The organism is Nocardia sp. NPDC056564, from assembly GCF_042793755.1.
In the GTDB taxonomy this organism is placed as follows: Bacteria; Actinomycetota; Actinomycetes; order Mycobacteriales; family Mycobacteriaceae; genus Nocardia.
Genome location: NZ_JBHTUR010000001.1, coordinates 486867 through 505187, shown reverse-complemented (window position 1 = coordinate 505187; position 18321 = coordinate 486867). Strand labels below are relative to the sequence as shown.

The following is an 18321-nucleotide window of genomic DNA, read 5'->3' as shown; positions in this document are numbered from 1 at the left end:
CACCGATAGGACCATTGTCGGGGCTTCCCATCCATGGAGGCTCAGCAATCGGGCGCGACGGTGACCTGCGGCCGAGCCGTATCGCTCGGCACTGTCGATGTGGTGAAGAAAGGGTGGCGCGCAATGTGCGCATGCGCGTATACAGAATCGCGCAGGCACTGCCGAGTCGGCTCCTCCGCCAGCAGCAATACCAATTCATTGCAGCGGCGCTGAAAAGTCAGATCGCGCACTACCGACAAATCCGAAGCGCCGCTACGAGGCCGGCCGCCTCGCAATTCTCCGAGGCTCGACCGCGACACGTCCGACCGATGGAGTGACTGCGACGCCGCAACGAGATCATCGATCTCCCTGAGCTCGTCCCATTGATCTGCCGAGACGTCCCGGCCTCGACGTTTTGCTGAGAGAATCTGCTGGCGCACGTCTACGGCACCGAGGGATCGGGCCGGAGCCGGCCCGGCGCCTGCTACCCGGCTATGTGCGTCCCAAGCCAGGTCCGCGCACTTCGCACCGATCGCCTCAGGTGCGACAGTCGCGACATATTCGATTGCTTGCGGCGACGCGATGAGACCGAACCGGTCGATCAATCCCGGCTGTGGCGTTATCAGGTCTAGCTCGGCGGCCGCGCTTACTTCGCCTGCCAAAGACACCCCGCTCAACTGTCTGCACAGCCTGTGATCGATCGGTAGCGACGAAGCCAGGGCCGACATCCGAGCACCCCGATCGGGTCCGAACACCGTCGCGAATTCGGCGAGCACGCGCGCCGGATCGGCGATGCCCTCCCATTCGGTATCCGCAACGTCCCAGACCCAGGGCGTTGACACCGCACGGGGCAGCAATAATCCTGCCGGAATCCAGCCTCTGCCTTCGTTGGAGGTCAAAAGAGGGGTCACGTGGTTGTCGTGCCGCAATACCAGCACTGCCCACTGCAACCCCGCGACCGATGCGCCTGTCACATCGAGCACTCCGGCCAGTAATGTCCGCGCCAGTACCAAATCTCCGTCGGCATGATCCCCCACCAGGTGCGCAGGTGCCGCCGCGGCTGCCATCGCAGCGCCGACCGCGGCCCGGACGACGTCGCCGCCGGATGACTCTCTTGCCTCATCGTTCTGCTGCGGGTAACGCTGCGGCACCTGAGATTTCCCGTTCGAGGCGAAGATAGCCGATGTGTGTGCGAACAACCCGGCCGTCGCCCGCGTCGCTTGGCCTCGCGGTTGTGTCGGTGGCGCATGCGAATCGGTCGAAGCCGCCGCCGAACCGCTGGTCGACTGTTGTGTCCCGGCTGTGGTCCGCGTCGCTGCGGTCATTGATATCCCCTCGGCCGGGGGCAACAGGCCAGCGACGGCCGGCGGAACCTGTTGGGAGGCCTCCATACCAGACGTCACCCGGGTCTCATCGGTGATAGGTCTCGGGCCGGCAGCTGGTGTCGTCACAAGGCCATCATGAGCAAAGGCCTCCACCGATCCGTCGTCTGTTGCATGCTTCGCCCTGCCGAGTTCCATCTCGTTCTCACCGGAAGTCATTGCGTCCTTGGGATTTCGTGGTCCGAGGACCGCAGCCGACACATCACTTTCCATCGTCGCCCGACCCGAGAGGGGGCCAGCCACATCAGCAGGGCGGGAGAGGTCTACCCCAAGCGGGTCAGCCCGTTCGCTGGACACAACGCTTACTGAGGAATGCGCTGTACCGTCCCCTGACTCGACAGGAAGTGCCGATTCATCCCTTGGCGTCGTGCCGTCCACATCGTCAACGGTAGGCGGGGATCCGGTGCCGAAAAGCGTTCTGTGAAGCAGAGGCTTGTCCGATCGGCCTCTCCCGAGAGCGGATCTGTGCCCATTCGACGGCTGCCCGACCGTCTCGGTATCGTGCCCGGCTGCCCATGGGCTCGGTTGCGCCAGCGCGTCAGCGATTCTCTTCAGTCCCGGCAGGTTCGTCAGATTGATCGCATTCGACGAGTTGCGCACCACATCCGCGACCTCATGTCGAGCGCCCTCCAGAAGTCTCGCAGCCATCTCCTGCGACTCCGAACTTGTCCCACCGCTTCCCGAATCATCGGCCTCCGAGATATCCCTGGTAGCCCGGTCTACGATGTCCAGGATTTGGTTGCGCGTCCGGTCGACGAGCACCGCGAAATCACCGAAGGTGTCGGCCGCGGCGGTCAGCGCGTCGGCGAACGCGCGCTGTGTGTCTTGCTGGGACCGCATGTCATCCTTGATCGACTGCAGACCGGCACTGGACCGGACCCGGTCATCGAATGCGTTGCGCGCTTGATCAACTCGTTCGAAGTCGAGGCCAGCGGCGTTGTCGCGCGCGACCCGCTCCATCGCACGCCAGTACGCAGGCGAGATAGCGGGCCAGTTCGTACCGACGATCATGTCCCAGTAGGGGCCGACGGGCTCGGGTTCCCACACGATGATCAGCCCGTCCCAGCTCGAGGTAGCTGGGCGGCACCGCGCGCGTCCGTCGCCTCGAGCGCGTTCACAACATGCGTCGCGTGTTGATACAGCGACTCGGCTCGATGATCACTTTCCCCCACCGCTATGCCGAATGCAGCCCTGATCCAGTCCGTCTTCGCCGTCATCGCATTGTCCAGCAGTGAGGTGGCGCCGCGATCGGTCACGAAACTGCTGACCGCACGAGCCACCCTGCCATTGACCGCGTCGATAGCGAGCGTGAACCGACCCGCCGCGGCGATGACCTCGCCGGCTTCGTCCATGTCGAGCATGTCGAATCCTGTCTGTCGGGTCGTCCTCGTCAGGTCGTGCTCGCGCCGAATTCGGCTTCCTCCGCGGCTCGATAGGTCGCCTCCGTCGGCAAGTCGAACGCGTCGACCGTGTAGGACCGGGTGCCGTTGTATTCCATCTCCGCGCGCAAACCCACCCGGGACTTCATATGCGCGAGCCGGGCGAGCCGCAACAGCTGATCGGCCAGCCATATGTCGCCGTTGTCGCGCGCCTCGTCACTGAGGTGCATCCCGACCACCTCGCCGTCCCGGTTACAGGCGACACCCGCCGTGCGGTCGAGGTTGAAGACCTCATAGATCAGGCTGCCCCAGTCAGGTTCTACCGCAGCGGCGACCAGCTCCCCGAATTCGATATCGTCAGGGTCGTTGGGGTACATATCGGTCATCGGTCTGCTCCTCGGGCTGTTCGTCGGGTGTCGGATCGGTATTCGGTACCGGCTCGGGAGCGGTCGGCGCGTCCGCCGACTCCAACTGCTCCACAAGTGATTTCCAGACGGCATCGCTGACTGTCATGACTTGGCGCAGGCTCCAGAAGCGGGCGCCGAGGTATAACTCCCCGGTGCCGTCCTGGTCGACCTCCAGGTGGTCCGGTCCATCGGTCGGCGGGTTGAGACTGACCGTCGTGATCGGCGGACGTTTGTCGTCGACATTGACGAGCTCGGTCGCCACCCCCGGCATGAAACTCTGGCGAATTCTGCGGCTACCCGAGACCGAGAGCCCCGCGCAGTTCGTGGTCAGCGAGATCTCCGAATTAAGCAGCAATTGCAGCACCCAAGCGCGCGCGACGATGTCCGGACGATCCGCGTTTACCGCGATCGCACGGATTTCGCCGAGATCCACCACGAGCACCGCCTCATTGGTCGTCACACCGATGACCACCAATCGCTTCGGTGAACCGATGGGGTAGGGCAGGTCATCGGCCGCGAGTGTCATCACGTCCGACCCCGTACTCGCGGTCGCCGGATGCGCATTGACAGCGCCGTTCGCAACGTCGATGGTGTACGCCGCGAAGGGCTGCGGTGCCCGGCCGGCGACGGCGGCCAATCTCGCCAAACCCTCGTCGTGCAACCAACGCACCGTGTCGGCGACGGTGACGCCGCCCTGCTCGGTCATTGCGGTTCCATGAAGTCGGCCGGATCCGGCACGGTGTCCATGATCACCCGATACTGCCGTGCCGCATCGGCGGTGCTTTCCTTGATCGCGGCCATGATCTCGGTGACGAGTTCCTGGCTGGTGAACCGATCGGTGGTACCCGGGGTCAGATACAGCCCGGTCAGCCGCCCCATGGCGTCGACTTCCGGAATGACCGCGCCGCTCGGTGACGGCCTGCGCGCGCGAATATTGTCGATGTTCTCGCGTAGTTCGGCGATCCGATGACGTAGATCGCGTGCGGCATCGAGGGCCGCCTGCACGTCGGGATGGATGCTGCTCATGCGCTACCTCCGGATTGGGTTGGAGCCTGTGCGGGGTTCGGGGTGGCGGGCGTGACCGTCGGCGCGATCGACGGCCGCTCCCCGATCACCTGCTCGGTGTGCGGAGTGTCGTCGACATACATCAGCCGATCGGGATGCCAGGCCACGACGCGGTTGCGATCGCCCGCGCCACCCGCACCGCCCATCCCTGGAGCCATCGGCATGTACGGCATCATCGGCTGACCCGAGCGTTGGGCGGCGGCGGCCTGAGCCGATGCCGTCGACAACGGCTCGATCACCGAAGCGCGTTGGGCGAAAGAGGAATTCGCGGTCGTGGGCGTTCCCGTCAGCGGGGTAACCGATGGCATCGGGGCGACGTTGAACGTGCTCGGTGCGGCAGTCGACGAAGCGACGTCCGGGATACCCGCACTGATGTCCGACGGGCCGCTGATATCGCTGACCGATGGTGTTCCGGAATCCGCGTAGTCGGCATAGTCCGGCACACCATCGTAGGAGCCATAGCCGGTCTCGGTCGGATCGTTTGGGGCATTGAGGGATTGGCTCAGCGGCGCGGCCGAGGTCATCGCGCTCATCAGCGCGGGAAGCAGCGAGGACAGCATGCTCATGTCCGGGCTGCTGCCGCTGGCGCCACCAGCCGCAGCGGCCGTTGCGCCTGTGGCCGAATTGCTTGCCATCGGCAAGTTCGCGCCGACCGCCGTGGAGTAGCCGGTGATGGCATCGGTGGAGCGGGCGTTCTGTTCCTGGAATTCGGCGAGCGCCTTCTGCGTCCGAACCTCGTTCTTCGATCGCATCGCGGCCACGAGCTCCTTGCGTGTGGCAATGATCTCCTCCGGCGTCGGATGCTTGGCCTTCGCTGTATCGAAGGCCGAGCGATAGCGGTCGACACCGTCGGCCAGCTCGTCGAACTCACCGGCGAGCTGGCTCAACCGGTTGCGCTGCCGGCCAAGCGATTCCGCCGCCGCCGTGCCGACTGGCGTCCAGTTCTGCAGTCTCCTTCCCGCGCTGTCGAGTTCGGCCGCCGAGTCCGTCCGAAGGCCACGGCCGAAGTTGCGGAGCGCGTCGGCGAACCGACCGGCAGGCCCCGTCCCCGGTCCGGTACGCAATTGCCGCGCGAAGGTCAGCGAGTCTACGGATTCCACGGAGCGCGGCGGTCCGGCTGGCGGCTCGCGCGGGGTGAACCGCGGCATTCCACCCACGGGATTGGTGACCAGATCACTCCCGGCACGCCCGATCGAGCGAGCGTTCTCGTCGTCGGTCGTGCTGTAGTCCACCGCAGAACCACCGACGTGGTGCGCGATGCTGTGCACATCGCCGAGCGAGCCCAACACGTTGTTGATCAAGGCAGCCGTTCGGGTGTTCAGATGCGGGACAAAGTACGCGGAATTCGGATCGGCACCCGCTGGGGTCACCCATCCTTTCGGGATCGCCGTTCCGGTTTCCCGCACGTGCGACGCGAGCCTCGACGCGACCTCGACAAGCTCCCGAGGATCGACATTCAGTGCCATCACAACCTCCATACACGCCCGATCATGCCGACGTCACGGCCGGCATACTCGCGGACGGATCCCCGGCCGGCGGTACGGCAACAGCCGGATCACCGGATCCGGCAATTTCGATGCCGGGTGGGTGCGCGAAGCCGAGGAAGTCGCCGAATTCACTACTGTCGCTCGATGTCTCGGTCGAAGGCGACTGCTTTCCGTCGCCGGGTGTCGCCACCCCGGGTGGTTGCGTGTCGTTGCTCGCCATCAGGTCCGCCAGCGACTGCTTCTTGCCTTTCACGATGACCTCGAGGGTGCCGCCCTGATCCGGACCGAACACGACGACCAGCGCCGTATTGCGGTCCCAGATCGCGACATCGCCGGTCATCAACTGATTGGGATCGACACGGTCACCGATCTGCTTGTTGTCCGACCATTTCGCCTTCGTCGACTTGTAGGCACTCTGCGCGTCGGTCGCGTCGTGGTTGGCGAACGCCGCGTCCAGTGCCTGTGCGACCACCGCCGACACGCGCTGAGAACGAGTTTCCGGCGGCGGATAGGTGTACAGCACGCTGCCATCGGCGGCCGGAATTCGGGTAGTGCCTGGCGCTCCCGACTGCGACGACGACACGTTTGTCGGCGTACCGGCCTGCTGCGCAGGTGTTGCCGGGTTACCGTTAGTCGTCGCCGGATTGCCGTTGTTCGACCACGGCGTCGACGGCGCCTGGCGGGTGCTCGGCGGCTGCGCTTGGGTGGGCGGCCGTTGCGGCGATGGTGGATCGATCTGCGGGCGGTGGTCCATCGGGTTGTCACCGTTGAGCCTGCGTATCATGTCTTGCTGGGCAAGCTGATTCATCCACGAGTTCGGGTCCATGCCCGCACCGAACGGCGAAGAGGGCGGCGTCATCGGCGCGGATATCGGAGAATTCGCCCCCTGCCGAGTGATCTGGTCAATAGCCCGCTGCAGATCCGAATCGGGATTGTTCGGCGGCGCACCAGTCGACTTATCTAGCCCGCTCGGGTTGCCTGTCAGCTTGTCCAAGCCGTCGAAGGAGGGGTTCTGGGGCTTATTCAGATTCGGATCAAGCGGATTCGGCTGGTTGGGATTCGGCTGGTTGGGATTCGGGATATTTGGATTCGGGATATTTGGATTCGACGGTTGCTTGAGCGCCGCCTCGAGCGCCGCCAAGCGCTTTTGGGTGTCATCGACTCCGTCGGTACCCTTATCGACGTTGTCTTGTACTTTCGCCGTCGCTTGTGCAATCAGGTCGAGGAATACGCTATCGAGTGTTTCGCCGCCCGACGGGTCGACCATGATTCCGGATACTACTTGGTTTATCGCCTTGATCAGCTTGCCGATATCGTCCTGTCCGCGCTTTTTGATCTCGTTCAGGTCAGAAATCGCCGACACCATGTCAGTATGCAGTTTGTTGAAGCGGTCGGACGCGGTTCCGATACGAGCGACAGCATCCTGATAGGCGGTTATGGCGGCGGATTGCTGCGCACCCTCGAGCCGCATCGGACGTACCGCAGGAACCTCCGTGTGGGGCACGTCCTGCGGCTTTTTCATATAGCCGTATCCTTTATATACCGCGACCATCCAACTGGCCAGCGAATCAGTAGGGCCAGAATACCAATTTTTGAGTTTGGGGCTCAACTTGACCGGCTGGGCCAGAAAGCCGTCCTTCGAATTAGCCATTGTGCCCCACAAAGGGCGCTGTGCCGAAAAGGTCCCCGGCAGCGCCAGCCCCAGCCCACTCCAGATCCGGAGGAGGAACGACCACCCCACCAGGGACGCCCCCGGCGGGTGTGCCAGGGCTGGGACCAGTAGGCTTAGCAGGATCTGAACCCGGTTCAGAGATTTCGACCGCACCTAGCGACCCGAAAGCCCTCGTCAACTTCATCCCGATACCGTCGGGAAACACTGTTTTCTCACCCGTCTGAGTCTTCGCGGTGCCGACGGGGAACGCTTTCTGCGCACCCTTCAGAGCGCCAACTCCCTTCGGGGCGTTTTTAGCAGCATCATCGACCGCGATTTGACTCTGCTTGACGGTATCTTCGGCTGCCGCCTTTTCGGCTTCGGCTGCATCCAGAGCCTTCTGCGCCTGCGCCTTCGCCTTCGCCGAAGTCGCACTATTAAGATCTTTGGCAGCCTTTGCCACATTATCCGTGGCAGTCGACAGATCAGCCTTTGCGGTCGCCAAATTCCTTGTCAACTTTTCAGCCGATGACTCAGCTTGGCTGACAACATTCTTCAAGCTATTGATCGAGGCGCCTTTTCCGATGAGCATGCCTAAGCCTGTACCAACGGCACCACCCGCAGCACCGGTCCAGGTACCGGTCGCGAGATGCTCAAGATCAGTATGCCCGCTGATGGCTTCATTGAGAGCTCCGCCGACGGCACCACTGCCCGCCCCAAGAGCGAGCTGCTTGACCCATCCGGCCTTTTTACCCATGAGCCCTGTAGCAGCCAGATTTACAAGAGCTCCCAAAACCTCGCTAGACATGTGGCCTCCTTATGCCGAAACCGGGATAGACTCTGGTGGAATCGAGACAGCACTCGATGCGCCCTGGCCGGGCGCCGGTATCTCGATACCTTTTGGATGGGAAAAGCCGTCGAAGACTCCGAAACCTAGTTGCTGCCCGATCGTTTCGGCGCTGAATGGCCGCAGCGTGCCGTTGATGATCGCCTCCGCAGAGGTACCCGCGTCTCCGCGGAAGACAGCCATCAACGCCAGGTGCCGGACGCCGGCGTCGTCGATCCATACCGCGACGTCACCGGTATCCAACTGATAGGGGTCCACGCGTGAACCGATCTCGTCTCCAACGGGCAGCGGAAGTGACGTCGTGGCGTAGGCCGCCCTCGCGTCAGTCCCTGCCATGTTGCTGAATGCGACTGTGAGCGCCTGTCGGACAATTACCGAAACAATCTGCACGCGACCATCGGGGAACATGTACGGGACCCCCTTTTCGTCGGCATTCTGCGCACGAACCGGAGCGGAAACCGGACTCCCGGTGGTCTTCGCGGCCTTATCGGGCGCCGCCGACTGCTGTGCCGTCGAGGGCTGCGCAGTCGTGCCCGCCGACGATTGCGGCACACCGTCCCGGGTCTGGCCGGCCACTACCCGTCGATCGGTAGTGTGCGCATGGTCGGACGCCACCGTGGGCCGCCGCGGGCCGGAATCTGTCACCCTCGGAGGCTGCCGCAGCTGTGCGGGCAGGCCGTAGTCGCCGAAACCGGGCGGTACTGCCGACCCGGTCATCGGCTGCGATGGTGTGTTCGGCGGCGTTGCCGGGTCCGCAACTGACGCAACCGAAGGAGAAGGCGTGGACGCAGCTGGCGGAAGGACCGGCGTAGTTGGCTGGTCAGCACCGATCTCTGCGTGCTCGTTGCCCGCGCGCGAACCGACATCCTCCCATTCCCAGGGCTCGGGCAAAGGCGTGGAATCGGCTGCGAGGTTTACAGCCATATCGCGAGGTGCGTTGGGGTCACCCGACGCCAGGATCTCAGGCGGCGGTGGTGGCTGCTTCGGGTCTTGCTGTGGATCGTTCTTCGGATCCTCGCCGAGCGATGGTCCAGGGTTCTCATTGGACGATGGCTTCTGGTCGTCGACTGTGGCAGCGTATTCCTCTGCTTTGTCGGAAAGGCTCTGCATAATCTTCGAAGAGGCGATTGTCACCGAGGCAATAATGGTCATCGCGAGGGTGTCCTCGCTCAATGCGCCGTCGCTGTCGGTCGGTATCGCATCAGGAGTCCACTCCTTTGCCTCGATATATTGCCCGATCTTGCCCATATCGGCAGGATTGGTCTTGGCCCACCCGGCGAGTCGATTGATCAGGTCGCCGATCTGTTTTCGCCCGTCCTTCGAAAGATCCGCCGCCCTTTCGATAACGGTCGCCACCGCACCGTCAGCGTCACAGATTTTCTTGTATACATCCTCCAATGACGCGATCAGTTGCGGATAATTGGCTATATGCGCCAGCTCTGCACCTTTGATCGCCGGAATCGCCCAAAGATTCTCGGGTTTGTCCGGTTTCGGACCCGACCCGAGGCATACCCAGTTCCCCATCAGCAGCTGGTACACCGGCGGGTCGTAATGCGCTTGCGCATTACGCGAAAACTGCACACCACTCGGCATATGGTTAGGGTCTGGCATATACACCAACGGCATGTCCGGTGGAGCGTTTTTCGGTGAAATTGAAATCGTCGAAATCTCTGGATAACCGGCTATCTGATGAAAGAAGTCTTCAATCATGCCTGGGGCGTCGATGGCCCTCTTCGGCCCGAAACCCGCGCTGATCATCCCACCAAAACTGTGCGTCATCGGCTCCTGAGCGCCTCGCCACGCGTTAGGAAGTGCCCCGCGGACACCGTTGTTGAACAAGCCGCGAACCCCACCGTTCACGCTCGCCTTGCTCAGGCGGATACCACTCTTGAATGCGGTTTTGAAGCCCAGCCCCCCTACCCCACCGCCGATCAACCCACCCGCAGCCCCCAGACCGACTCCCTCCATCACCGAGCCGAAGTCCCAGTCATGCTCGATGCCGTTGATCACGCCGCCGACCACTCCCCCGAGGAGCGCGGCCCCCACCGGCCCGCCGACCGCGAATCCGATCGCGCCCGCCGCAAAACCGATGATGTCACCGAACAGACTCATAGCGATTACCTATGCGGTTCCACGACAACAGCCATCGGACATTCCTTTCCCGTCCGACTAATTGTCAATGATTCCCACCGATGGGAACCGAGGTCGGCACACGCGTACTGCCGCCGACGTCGCGGCAGCTAAGAGATTCGTTCCCAGGTCGCCTGCTTCAAGACGTAGCGCCTGCCCAAGCCATGCAGAACGATACCCTCTTCGGTTCGGAGATCGACGTCACAGCGGCGAGATCCATCATGACCGCATATTCGGCGCAGAGACCAAAATACCCACAACGTTACGGCCGGTGATGAATTCGATCACGCGACATCCTTTACGAATGCGATACACTCTACCGAACTGTCGAATCCGGCATCGAGGCGACGCACTGCTTGAAGCTCATGAGCTAAATTGCTCCACCTCCAATGCAGTTCGCCCGCCGCGCGCCGGTCCAGCAGTTCGGTCAGATTTGCCCGCATCTTCCGAAGCACCGAATCCCGCATAATCGACCACCCTGATCGGCCGACGCATAGAACGCTGTTGCCGATCGACGGATACCAGGCCGCTGGCTATCCACGAGCCGATTGTCGGCCACCGGATGGCTACGACCATCGGGTGGCGTGATAGCCACGGGGCAGAGGGACGACGTGCACTCTCCCACCAGGCTGGGGTGCCTCGACGCATCGTCCATTCCCGATGTACATGACGACATGCGTGGGGTTTCCGCCGTTGAACTGCGCGTCCGGGAAGATCAGGTCGCCCGGGCGGATATCCGCGGGCTGTACCTTGGGCAGTTGCCGATACTGCTCGCGGGCAGTGCGCGGGATCCGCCCGCCGGCAGCCGAGACCGAGTACTGCATGAGGCCGGAACAGTCGAAACTGTTCGGGCCCTCGGCTCCCCAGACGTACGGATCACCGACCTGCGCGAGCGCCACGGATACGGCCTTCTGTGCCGCGGGCGTCGCTGTCTTCGCGCTGCCCGGCGCAACTTTTCCGTTGATGTTGTACAGATATTGCGCGGTAAGCCGGTTGATGGCATTGGCTGTGTCGGTGGCGGTGTCATGGGTGCCAGTCACGATAGTGTGCGCCTTTTGCAGTGCGGCGGTGAGTATCTGGTGCACCTTTTGCTGACCCGCTTGGGTATACGCCTGCGGTCCCAAGGCCGCGAGCGCGGTGTCGACCTCACGAAGAAGCGAGGTGACCGCGTTGTTGTCGACCTTGCTGGTGCCTGCCAAGCCGGAGATGTAAGCAGCTAGTTCGTTGTCGAGGTTGACGAAGGCGGTCGCGGCATTGTGCTGGAAGCGTTGGCGGGCTTTGACTGCACTGCTGGTAGTGCCTTTGCCAGTAGCTTTGCTGCCCAGCTCGCGGCGAAGCGCTTTTACCTCAGGGTCATCGCTGGGACCGTCGCCGTAGGCGGCCTTGAGTTTCTGCAGAACCGCTATCGCTTGTTGCGCTTCAGGCGTCAGCCCACCAGCGGCGTTACCGGTATTGCCACCAGAGTTACCGCCTCCGCCCGCAAGCCCCGCGATCGCCGAGGCGATCATCGGCAATGTGCCCAGCGCCATCGCTCCTGCGGTGAGCGCAATGGGAGCGAGCCGTGCGATGGTTTCCGGATCCAGCTCTGGCAGACCGCCTGCGTCCGGCGGTTGCGGAGATGGATCCGGCAAGGATGGCGCATCCGTTTGTGGCGTCGGGTCGGTGTGTTCTCGTGGCCCAGGCTGGTCCGGCGCTGGTGAGGTGTAGGTCGGCACATACACGTCGGATGGCGGCGGCGCAGACACACCAGCCGGGCGGCCTGGTGAGCTCGGCGGTGGCGCGGTTGCCGGCGCCGCTGGCGCAGGACCGGAACCTGGTGCTTCCGAACCATTTCCGCTGGCGCCCGACGCAGGCGAACCAGTAACGGTGGGCGTACCGCCGGCAGACGGACGCTGCTGCTCCGTCTTTTCCGACCACGGTGTGGCGGACTGCGAAACAGTATTGGTGTCAGCATCATTGGCTGCGTCGTCGGCTTCAGCATCGACTTCGCCGGGCGACACCTGCGCGTTCGTCATGGTCCACCCCCTAACACTCGCTTCACTCGAACGTCGGCGGTTGTCGGTAGCGGCGCCTCCGCGAACTGCCGGGATCCCGGAGTTCCCGTAACCACCGTGTTCGCGGAAACGGCGACGCCAACCCTGGTCGGCGCGAAGCTCCGAGAATCCCAGTCCCAGAAGACCAGATCGCCCGGCGACACCACGTCAAGATCGACCCGCACGCCACACGCGGCCTGCCCCGCGAGTCCTGCCGGTAACAGAACCACCACCGGTTTCGCACCGGAATCAGCCGGCTGGCCACACCACTGTGGCGCGTCACCGGATCGGACCTGGAAATCGACTGATGTGCCGGTGTGATCACACCGGCCCGTCAGAGCGGCGGCCGATGCACCATAAATGACGAATCGCGCCATTGCTTCCGGACTGGTTACCTTCACATCGTTGTTCGAAGCAGCAGCCGATCCAGGAGCCTCGGTGGATGTTTTCGCCTGCGCCAGCGCGAGTTCCAGAGCACAGTCGGCAGCCACACCGACGTTGACAGTCCGCTGGGACGGACCTTGTAGCGGAGCAACCCGCATCGCCGAGATGCATGCTCGGTACCACGGGGGAATCTCCGTGTCGTCGGCTGCGGCCGTCAGCGATGCGTAGGGATTCGCAGTGAGCAACGGCACGGAAATACCCGCACTTTGCGTCGTTGGTGCTCGACTTGCGGGAGTGCCAGAACCCGCTGTCGCGGAGGTTTTCGGGTCCTGTCCGACCGCTGCATCACACTGGTCGTGAAAAGTCCTCGTGCCAGAGCTGTTCGCTGGAATGAGTGCGACAAGCAGCGCGAGTGGGCTCCCTCCGCAGCAAACGAAGATAAGTATCACGATAATCGGCCATACTCTGACCCGCTTCTTCGGTGAGGTGCTACCGATGGGCGGGATCATTAGCTACGTCCTGGCCTCAGGTAGGCGTCGACTTCGTTCATAGCGTCCCCCCACTTGTCTCGCGGTATATTGCCGGGATCGGGAGGGATTACCGTGTTCGCCGGTGTCGTAGGTATGTTGTGCAGCCAATGGCTTGTGTTGGTGGCAGCGTCGATCCGTTTTCTGGCTTCCCGCATCAGCAGCGCGTTGCGCGGATCCTCGACGGCGGCGTTTACGGCATTGAAGACATTAGTGGATTCTTGGTTCGCAATCCACTGCATCATCCGCGACGCACCGATCCTATCTATATCGGACAATTCTTGCCGCAACTGCTTCCGACGGGCCGGGGTGAAATCAAAATCCTTATCCTTGACCAGAGTATCCAGTCGCCTACCGTCAGCCATGCCCTGCACAAGTTTAATAATATCTTTCGAGTAATAATCTTTATCCTGAGCGAGATATTTCTGAACAAAACTCTCCGCTTTGGACCCGAGACGAACATTGCTGGTTCCATTCGCACGTTGGTACATTTTTGCCGCACGCTGCAAGGACGCGTAGTCGGCCGCGACCTCAATCGCGGTCCCGCCCTTCTCACCGCGCGCGAGGCTGCTCGCTGAGGTGTGAGCGCGGCTCATCGCGGAAACCACGTGGGCCATAAGTGGGTATGCACCCGGGTTGGTATCGACGTTGCCGTCGACGATGCCCCAAGAACGAGCTACATGAAACACCGCTTCTTCATTTGTCATGCCTGCACCCCGCAGCGCACCCCACGCTGCGTCCGGCGGAACGCGGCTGTCGTCAAGCCCGAGCAATGCAGCTGCGATACCCTGGAAGGTGTCGATGCCGCCGTAGCTTTGCGCGGCATGCTTGGCCGACCGTGCAAACAACTCACGATCCGAAACCGACTGCGCCCACCAGCCATCCGGACCAGCCAGCCCCGGCACGGCCTGGGCGGACCACCATCCAGTAGTCGCGGCCCGTTCCATCTGCGCAAACGGACGAAATGGTGTCCGTGTTCCCGCGACGAGCTCGGTCAACGGCGAATTGGCGATCACGCTGAATGCCGCGAGGCGAGAGACCAAACCACCCGACGACGAAGCCGGAAGCGAATTCGCAAGGCCGACTACACCCATCCCCCCGCCGCCCCCGGAAGCACCCGGGGCGGCGAAAATACCGCCTGCTTGAATCGACTGCCCGATCCGATTGGCGATCGCCAGAGTGGTCTGTGTCATCCGGCTGTTCATCCGCTTCAGTTGCACTACGCCGACACACAGAACGATCACACCGATTATGAAAACCTCGATTACATTGCCCCCGGCCTGCGCGAGCATTCGGCCCAGAAACAGCGTATACGCGGCGAGTAGTACCACATTCGCGCCCAGCCGAACCCCCGCGACACCTGTGTCTACCAGCCTACGTATCATGGACGTCTGCGTAACCCCGTAGATGAACCCGCCGAACGGTATATCCCAGAAAAGGAATACGATACCGTTGTAGACGACATCCGCAGAGGCCCACATTATTCGGAACGAGAATACCGAGGCGAAGTAGATCACCACGATACCTGCGATCAGCAATAATAGCCCAGCCCCCACCTGACCGACGGATGGCCGGTCGGTGGCGGCCCCGGCTGCGGGAAAACATGTTTTCACGCCATTTCGCACAGTATCCTCGTCACTGGCATTCATTCCGGCGGTCCACACGGCCTTACACGCAGGCCGGTCATCGATGACATAACCGAAATTCCATACCTGCAATGGATGGCGCGCGAAGTTATCCGCCAACTGCGTCTGCATAGAAGCTGTCAAGGTCTTGGGCTTCGGGTGGTTGTCTCCCAACAGCCCAGCCGCGACGGAGACGCCAACATCACGCCCCTGCGCCAGAACGCCCTCCGACGACAGCACTTCGGACATCGGATGTGCCAGTAATATAGGACCGAGAGTCGAGACGACGATCATCATCACCACTTGTGCCGCGGCCTTTGCCGCCAGGCCGCGCACGATGAACCAGCCGACGAAGACAGCCCCGACGGCAACGCCGGCCCCAACCATCGCAGGCAACGGCACCTGGCGCGTCAGGCTGTCTACCACGCTGGTCACAATGGTCCCGAACCTGTCCATCCACGCCAGACTCAGGGCGGCACCCATCAACCAGATGGCAGTTGTGACGATGACCAACCACCCGGCCAGTTCCAGATCTATCACCAATGACATCGCCAAATTGCCTGGGTTCAGCAGGCCACCGAGCGCGCCGCGATCGGTGACGAACATGTAGCTCGACAACGGCACACCCGAGGAGTCCGTGACGCCCATCCAGCTCAGCCCGCTGTTCACCATTCCCGTCGACCCGGCACTTGACCCGCTGGTGGGCGCCGCGGTCGCTACCGCACCCACCAGACCCGGAAATACGAACAGAACGAACAGGACAACCATCACCCAAGCCAGACCATGCTGGCGCCGCGACTCCGCGATCCACGCTCCGCACCGGCGCCGCAGCATGCTCGGCTGCCATCGATCGGGATCCCACATCAGCACCGCAATCATCAGGCGGTCGCGGATGGTCACGGCACTACCTCACGCTGACGAGCCTCGACGCGGTTCCCGTTGCCTGCGGTCGGCGTGCTGGTGATCGCTGCGGCGCGATCGGCTCGTGCCGGGCCGAACACTTTACCTCGACCGATCCTGCTCAACGCGTCACGCATGAACATCTCCCCGCGTCGCGCCTCGGGGACCTGACGGCCGGGACCACTCGGTGGGGAAGTCTCCTCCCGCAGTACCTGAAGCAGAAACGGCGACTCATCCAAATCCACCCCCAACCATTCGAGGCTGTTACGGGCAAGCGTTTCGTCACGCTGGCGGAAGACGAACCGATTAGGGATCAGATTGTGCGCTGCTCCTTGGAAATCCGTACCCGGATCGTGTGAGGCCAGCCCGATGGCCGCCAGATGCTTACGACCGTCGCGACTGAAGTCTGAGATGACGGTCGCACCGACCTGGGTCTGGGTGAAGTGATGTGCCTCATCGCCGACCAACAGCCCGAATCTGCCGTTGTCGGACAGGAACGCTTCTCTGCCGGCAACGCCGACCAGCTCGTAGAGCGCCGTGCCGAGCCGCTTGGTCAGTGGCAACCGGTTGTACAGGTGCGGGGTGGTCAATTCCTCCGCTGTCGGTAGCGCCAGTTTGTGCGTCCGGACGATCGTGGCGGCTGCATCGAGACGCAGCGGCGGCAGCTTCGGGTCGAACAGCACAGGCACCCGATCGACGACGGTGCCGAGCCGAGCCGCCAAGTCCGCGTATTCGTCTCCGTCGCCAGCCCGGTCGCGCAGACTCCGTACCACGTTGATGAAATCGAGCAGACTCCGAATGTGGTGTTCAGCAATGCCTTTCGGCGTCAGCAGGTTGCTGGCAGCGGCGCCCGCACCGGAAGTCGGCGACAGATCGAGCAGCGGCAGAATCGAGTCGAGTGTTCGCTCGCCGGCGATCCGCGGCTCGAAAAGCCGAAGCGGGTCGAGTGAGACCGTCGGATTCGCGAGATCGATGACGACGGCATCATCTATGGACGCGGCGAAGTGTTCCCACTCCCCCACCTGACTGCGATCGATTGCCAGGAATTGACCACCCATATCGTGCACGAGCACAGCCATCAACTTCAGGAAGAAAGACTTCCCGGATCCGAGTTCGCCGGTTACCGCGAACGAGGCCGAAAGGTCGTGTAGCGCAGCTTCCATGATGCCGAAATGAATCGGTTCGTAATGGCCGGACAGCAGGTTCACCCCGATCACTGGACCACTGTCGTCGCCGATCTGGCTGGTCGTGAACGGCACGAACCCCGCCCACATGTCCGACGGCACGATGTGTGCGAAGTCGTCGAACGCTCGGCGAGCGGGACTTCCGGGGACGAGCATCGACCACAGATCGACCTGCGCGCCGACTGGAGCGGTCATCTCGATCTGGAATCGCTTGTACCTACGCTTGAGTGCGTTGACCGCGTCCAAGGTCGTATCTCTGGAAGGTCCACCGACCGCGATGACGGTGGTGAAGGAGACCTCGGACTCGCCACCGTTGACCTCGAAATGATTGTTGTACTCACCCAGCATCTGTGCCTTCGACATCAACGTGTTCTGCGCGAACGACACCTCTTGGTCACGCTGATCCATCTGCTCGCCGAGCCTGCGCAAGTTTTGTTCGTTGTTCTTCAGCACCGCATCCGCAGGTTTGGTCGAGACCCGGATGCCCCAGTCGACCGTGACATCGCCGACCCCCTCCAGCACACTGAGGAACTCGCTACTTCCGGGAAAAGCCATGCCCGCGTAGGGAAACGAGTGCGGCGTGAGCATCGCCTGATACGAAGGCATGTATGCGTAGTCCGGCTGCACGATCTTTACCACCGGTACGAAGGACGGCCGAATGCGCCGGGAGTTGTCGGCCTGAGCACCCTCATCCAGCGCAGCCGAGCGAAAGACCGCCGACGTCGCGTCATCCAGCGCGCCGACTCTTGCTGGCGCTGTCGGATCACCTGCCGCGCCGCGTGACAGATAGTGCTCCCATAGCCACTGGAACATCGCCGCGGGCACCGGCACCGGGTCGAAATCCCCGCCGATGCGCGACAGGATCTCGTTCGCCTTTTCCAGGTACGCATCCTGATCGGCGCGTGAGAGCGCGGTCGCGTCGAGCGTTGTCGTGCTACCACGCCACATTCTCGATATCGCCGAGATGCCGGAGTTTGCCGCCCCCACCGGGATCGACAGCAAGAAGATGCGAGTCTGCGGCACGATTGCGCAGACCCGTTCGTAAGAGGCAACAACCTCGTCGGCGTAATCCTCGCACTCGTCGAGATCCACGCCCTCCACCATCTTGGTGAGCACGTCGAGTGTGTTGAGCCTGGCTTGAATGCCGAGCAGCAGCGAGCCGCTCGGCAGGTTATTAATAAGCGAGTGATGGGCGAGCCGCACGTCGAACTTGTCGCCGGCTTTGCGCAAGCCGTATCCGAGAGGGTTGATGAAGTAGGTAGCGGTGACCAGGCCAGCGTGCGTAAATTGCAGGTTCCCGCGAATCGCGGCGGTTGGCTGGAGATCCCGTCCGAACACCGG

12 protein-coding genes are annotated in these 18321 nt (G+C 62.7%); all 12 read right to left on the bottom strand.

Annotated elements, in window-relative coordinates:
• Positions 1-41: 41 nt before the first annotated feature.
• Positions 42-2372: a hypothetical protein gene (locus tag ACFQ9K_RS02310; RefSeq protein ID WP_378724152.1), complete on the bottom strand. Its 2331-nt coding sequence runs from the start codon at positions 2370-2372 to the stop codon at positions 42-44.
• Positions 2373-2413: 41 nt separating this feature from the next.
• Positions 2414-2722: a hypothetical protein gene (locus ACFQ9K_RS02305; RefSeq protein WP_378724155.1), complete on the bottom strand. Its 309-nt coding sequence runs from the start codon at positions 2720-2722 to the stop codon at positions 2414-2416.
• A gap of 29 nt (positions 2723-2751) precedes the next feature.
• Positions 2752-3126 (bottom strand): hypothetical protein, encoded by a 375-nt coding sequence (locus ACFQ9K_RS02300; RefSeq protein WP_378724158.1) that lies wholly within the window; start codon positions 3124-3126, stop codon positions 2752-2754.
• Entirely contained in the window at positions 3098-3784 is a 687-nt protein-coding gene (locus tag ACFQ9K_RS02295) for a hypothetical protein (RefSeq protein WP_378724161.1), read from the bottom strand. Before ACFQ9K_RS02295 ends, ACFQ9K_RS02300 begins: the two co-directional genes overlap by 29 nt.
• 65 nt (positions 3785-3849) lie before the next feature.
• Positions 3850-4173 carry a hypothetical protein gene (locus tag ACFQ9K_RS02290; protein ID WP_378724164.1) on the bottom strand — a complete coding sequence of 108 codons (324 nt, stop codon included), beginning with the start codon at positions 4171-4173 and terminating at the stop codon, positions 3850-3852.
• Positions 4170-5582 (bottom strand): PPE domain-containing protein, encoded by a 1413-nt coding sequence (locus tag ACFQ9K_RS02285; protein ID WP_378724167.1) that lies wholly within the window; start codon positions 5580-5582, stop codon positions 4170-4172. Before ACFQ9K_RS02285 ends, ACFQ9K_RS02290 begins: the two co-directional genes overlap by 4 nt.
• Positions 5583-5700: 118 nt before the next feature.
• Positions 5701-7350, bottom strand: a complete 1650-nt coding sequence (locus ACFQ9K_RS02280) for a hypothetical protein (RefSeq protein ID WP_378724170.1) — start codon at positions 7348-7350, stop codon at positions 5701-5703.
• A complete protein-coding gene (locus tag ACFQ9K_RS02275; protein WP_378724173.1) occupies positions 7343-8158 on the bottom strand; it encodes a hypothetical protein in 816 nt (271 codons plus the stop codon). The genes ACFQ9K_RS02280 and ACFQ9K_RS02275 overlap by 8 nt, the downstream gene beginning before the upstream one ends.
• Before the next feature lie 9 nt (positions 8159-8167).
• Positions 8168-10309, bottom strand: a complete 2142-nt coding sequence (locus ACFQ9K_RS02270) for a hypothetical protein (protein ID WP_378724175.1) — start codon at positions 10307-10309, stop codon at positions 8168-8170.
• A gap of 584 nt (positions 10310-10893) precedes the next feature.
• Positions 10894-12342, bottom strand: coding sequence for a DUF4226 domain-containing protein (locus tag ACFQ9K_RS02265; protein ID WP_378724177.1), 1449 nt, complete (start codon positions 12340-12342; stop codon positions 10894-10896).
• 910 nt (positions 12343-13252) lie between these two features.
• The gene (locus ACFQ9K_RS02260) at positions 13253-15796 is read right to left on the bottom strand and encodes a hypothetical protein (protein ID WP_378982688.1); all 2544 of its coding nucleotides are present in this window, start codon (positions 15794-15796) and stop codon (positions 13253-13255) included.
• A complete protein-coding gene (locus ACFQ9K_RS02255) occupies positions 15793-18318 on the bottom strand; it encodes an ATP-binding protein (RefSeq protein WP_378721083.1) in 2526 nt (841 codons plus the stop codon). Before ACFQ9K_RS02255 ends, ACFQ9K_RS02260 begins: the two co-directional genes overlap by 4 nt.
• Positions 18319-18321 lie beyond the last annotated feature (3 nt).

Excerpts from the sequence above, each read along its gene's own strand:
- ACFQ9K_RS02310 (WP_378724152.1), bottom strand. The coding sequence starts at position 2,372 with ATGATCGTCGGTACGAACTGGCCCGCTATCTCGCCTGCGTACTGGCGT.
- ACFQ9K_RS02305 (WP_378724155.1), bottom strand. The coding sequence starts at position 2,722 with ATGCTCGACATGGACGAAGCCGGCGAGGTCATCGCCGCGGCGGGTCGG.
- ACFQ9K_RS02300 (WP_378724158.1), bottom strand. The coding sequence starts at position 3,126 with ATGACCGATATGTACCCCAACGACCCTGACGATATCGAATTCGGGGAG.
- ACFQ9K_RS02290 (WP_378724164.1), bottom strand. The coding sequence starts at position 4,173 with ATGAGCAGCATCCATCCCGACGTGCAGGCGGCCCTCGATGCCGCACGC.
- ACFQ9K_RS02280 (WP_378724170.1), bottom strand. The coding sequence starts at position 7,350 with ATGGCTAATTCGAAGGACGGCTTTCTGGCCCAGCCGGTCAAGTTGAGC.
- ACFQ9K_RS02275 (WP_378724173.1), bottom strand. The coding sequence starts at position 8,158 with ATGTCTAGCGAGGTTTTGGGAGCTCTTGTAAATCTGGCTGCTACAGGG.
- ACFQ9K_RS02270 (WP_378724175.1), bottom strand. The coding sequence starts at position 10,309 with ATGAGTCTGTTCGGTGACATCATCGGTTTTGCGGCGGGCGCGATCGGA.
- ACFQ9K_RS02265 (WP_378724177.1), bottom strand. The coding sequence starts at position 12,342 with ATGACGAACGCGCAGGTGTCGCCCGGCGAAGTCGATGCTGAAGCCGAC.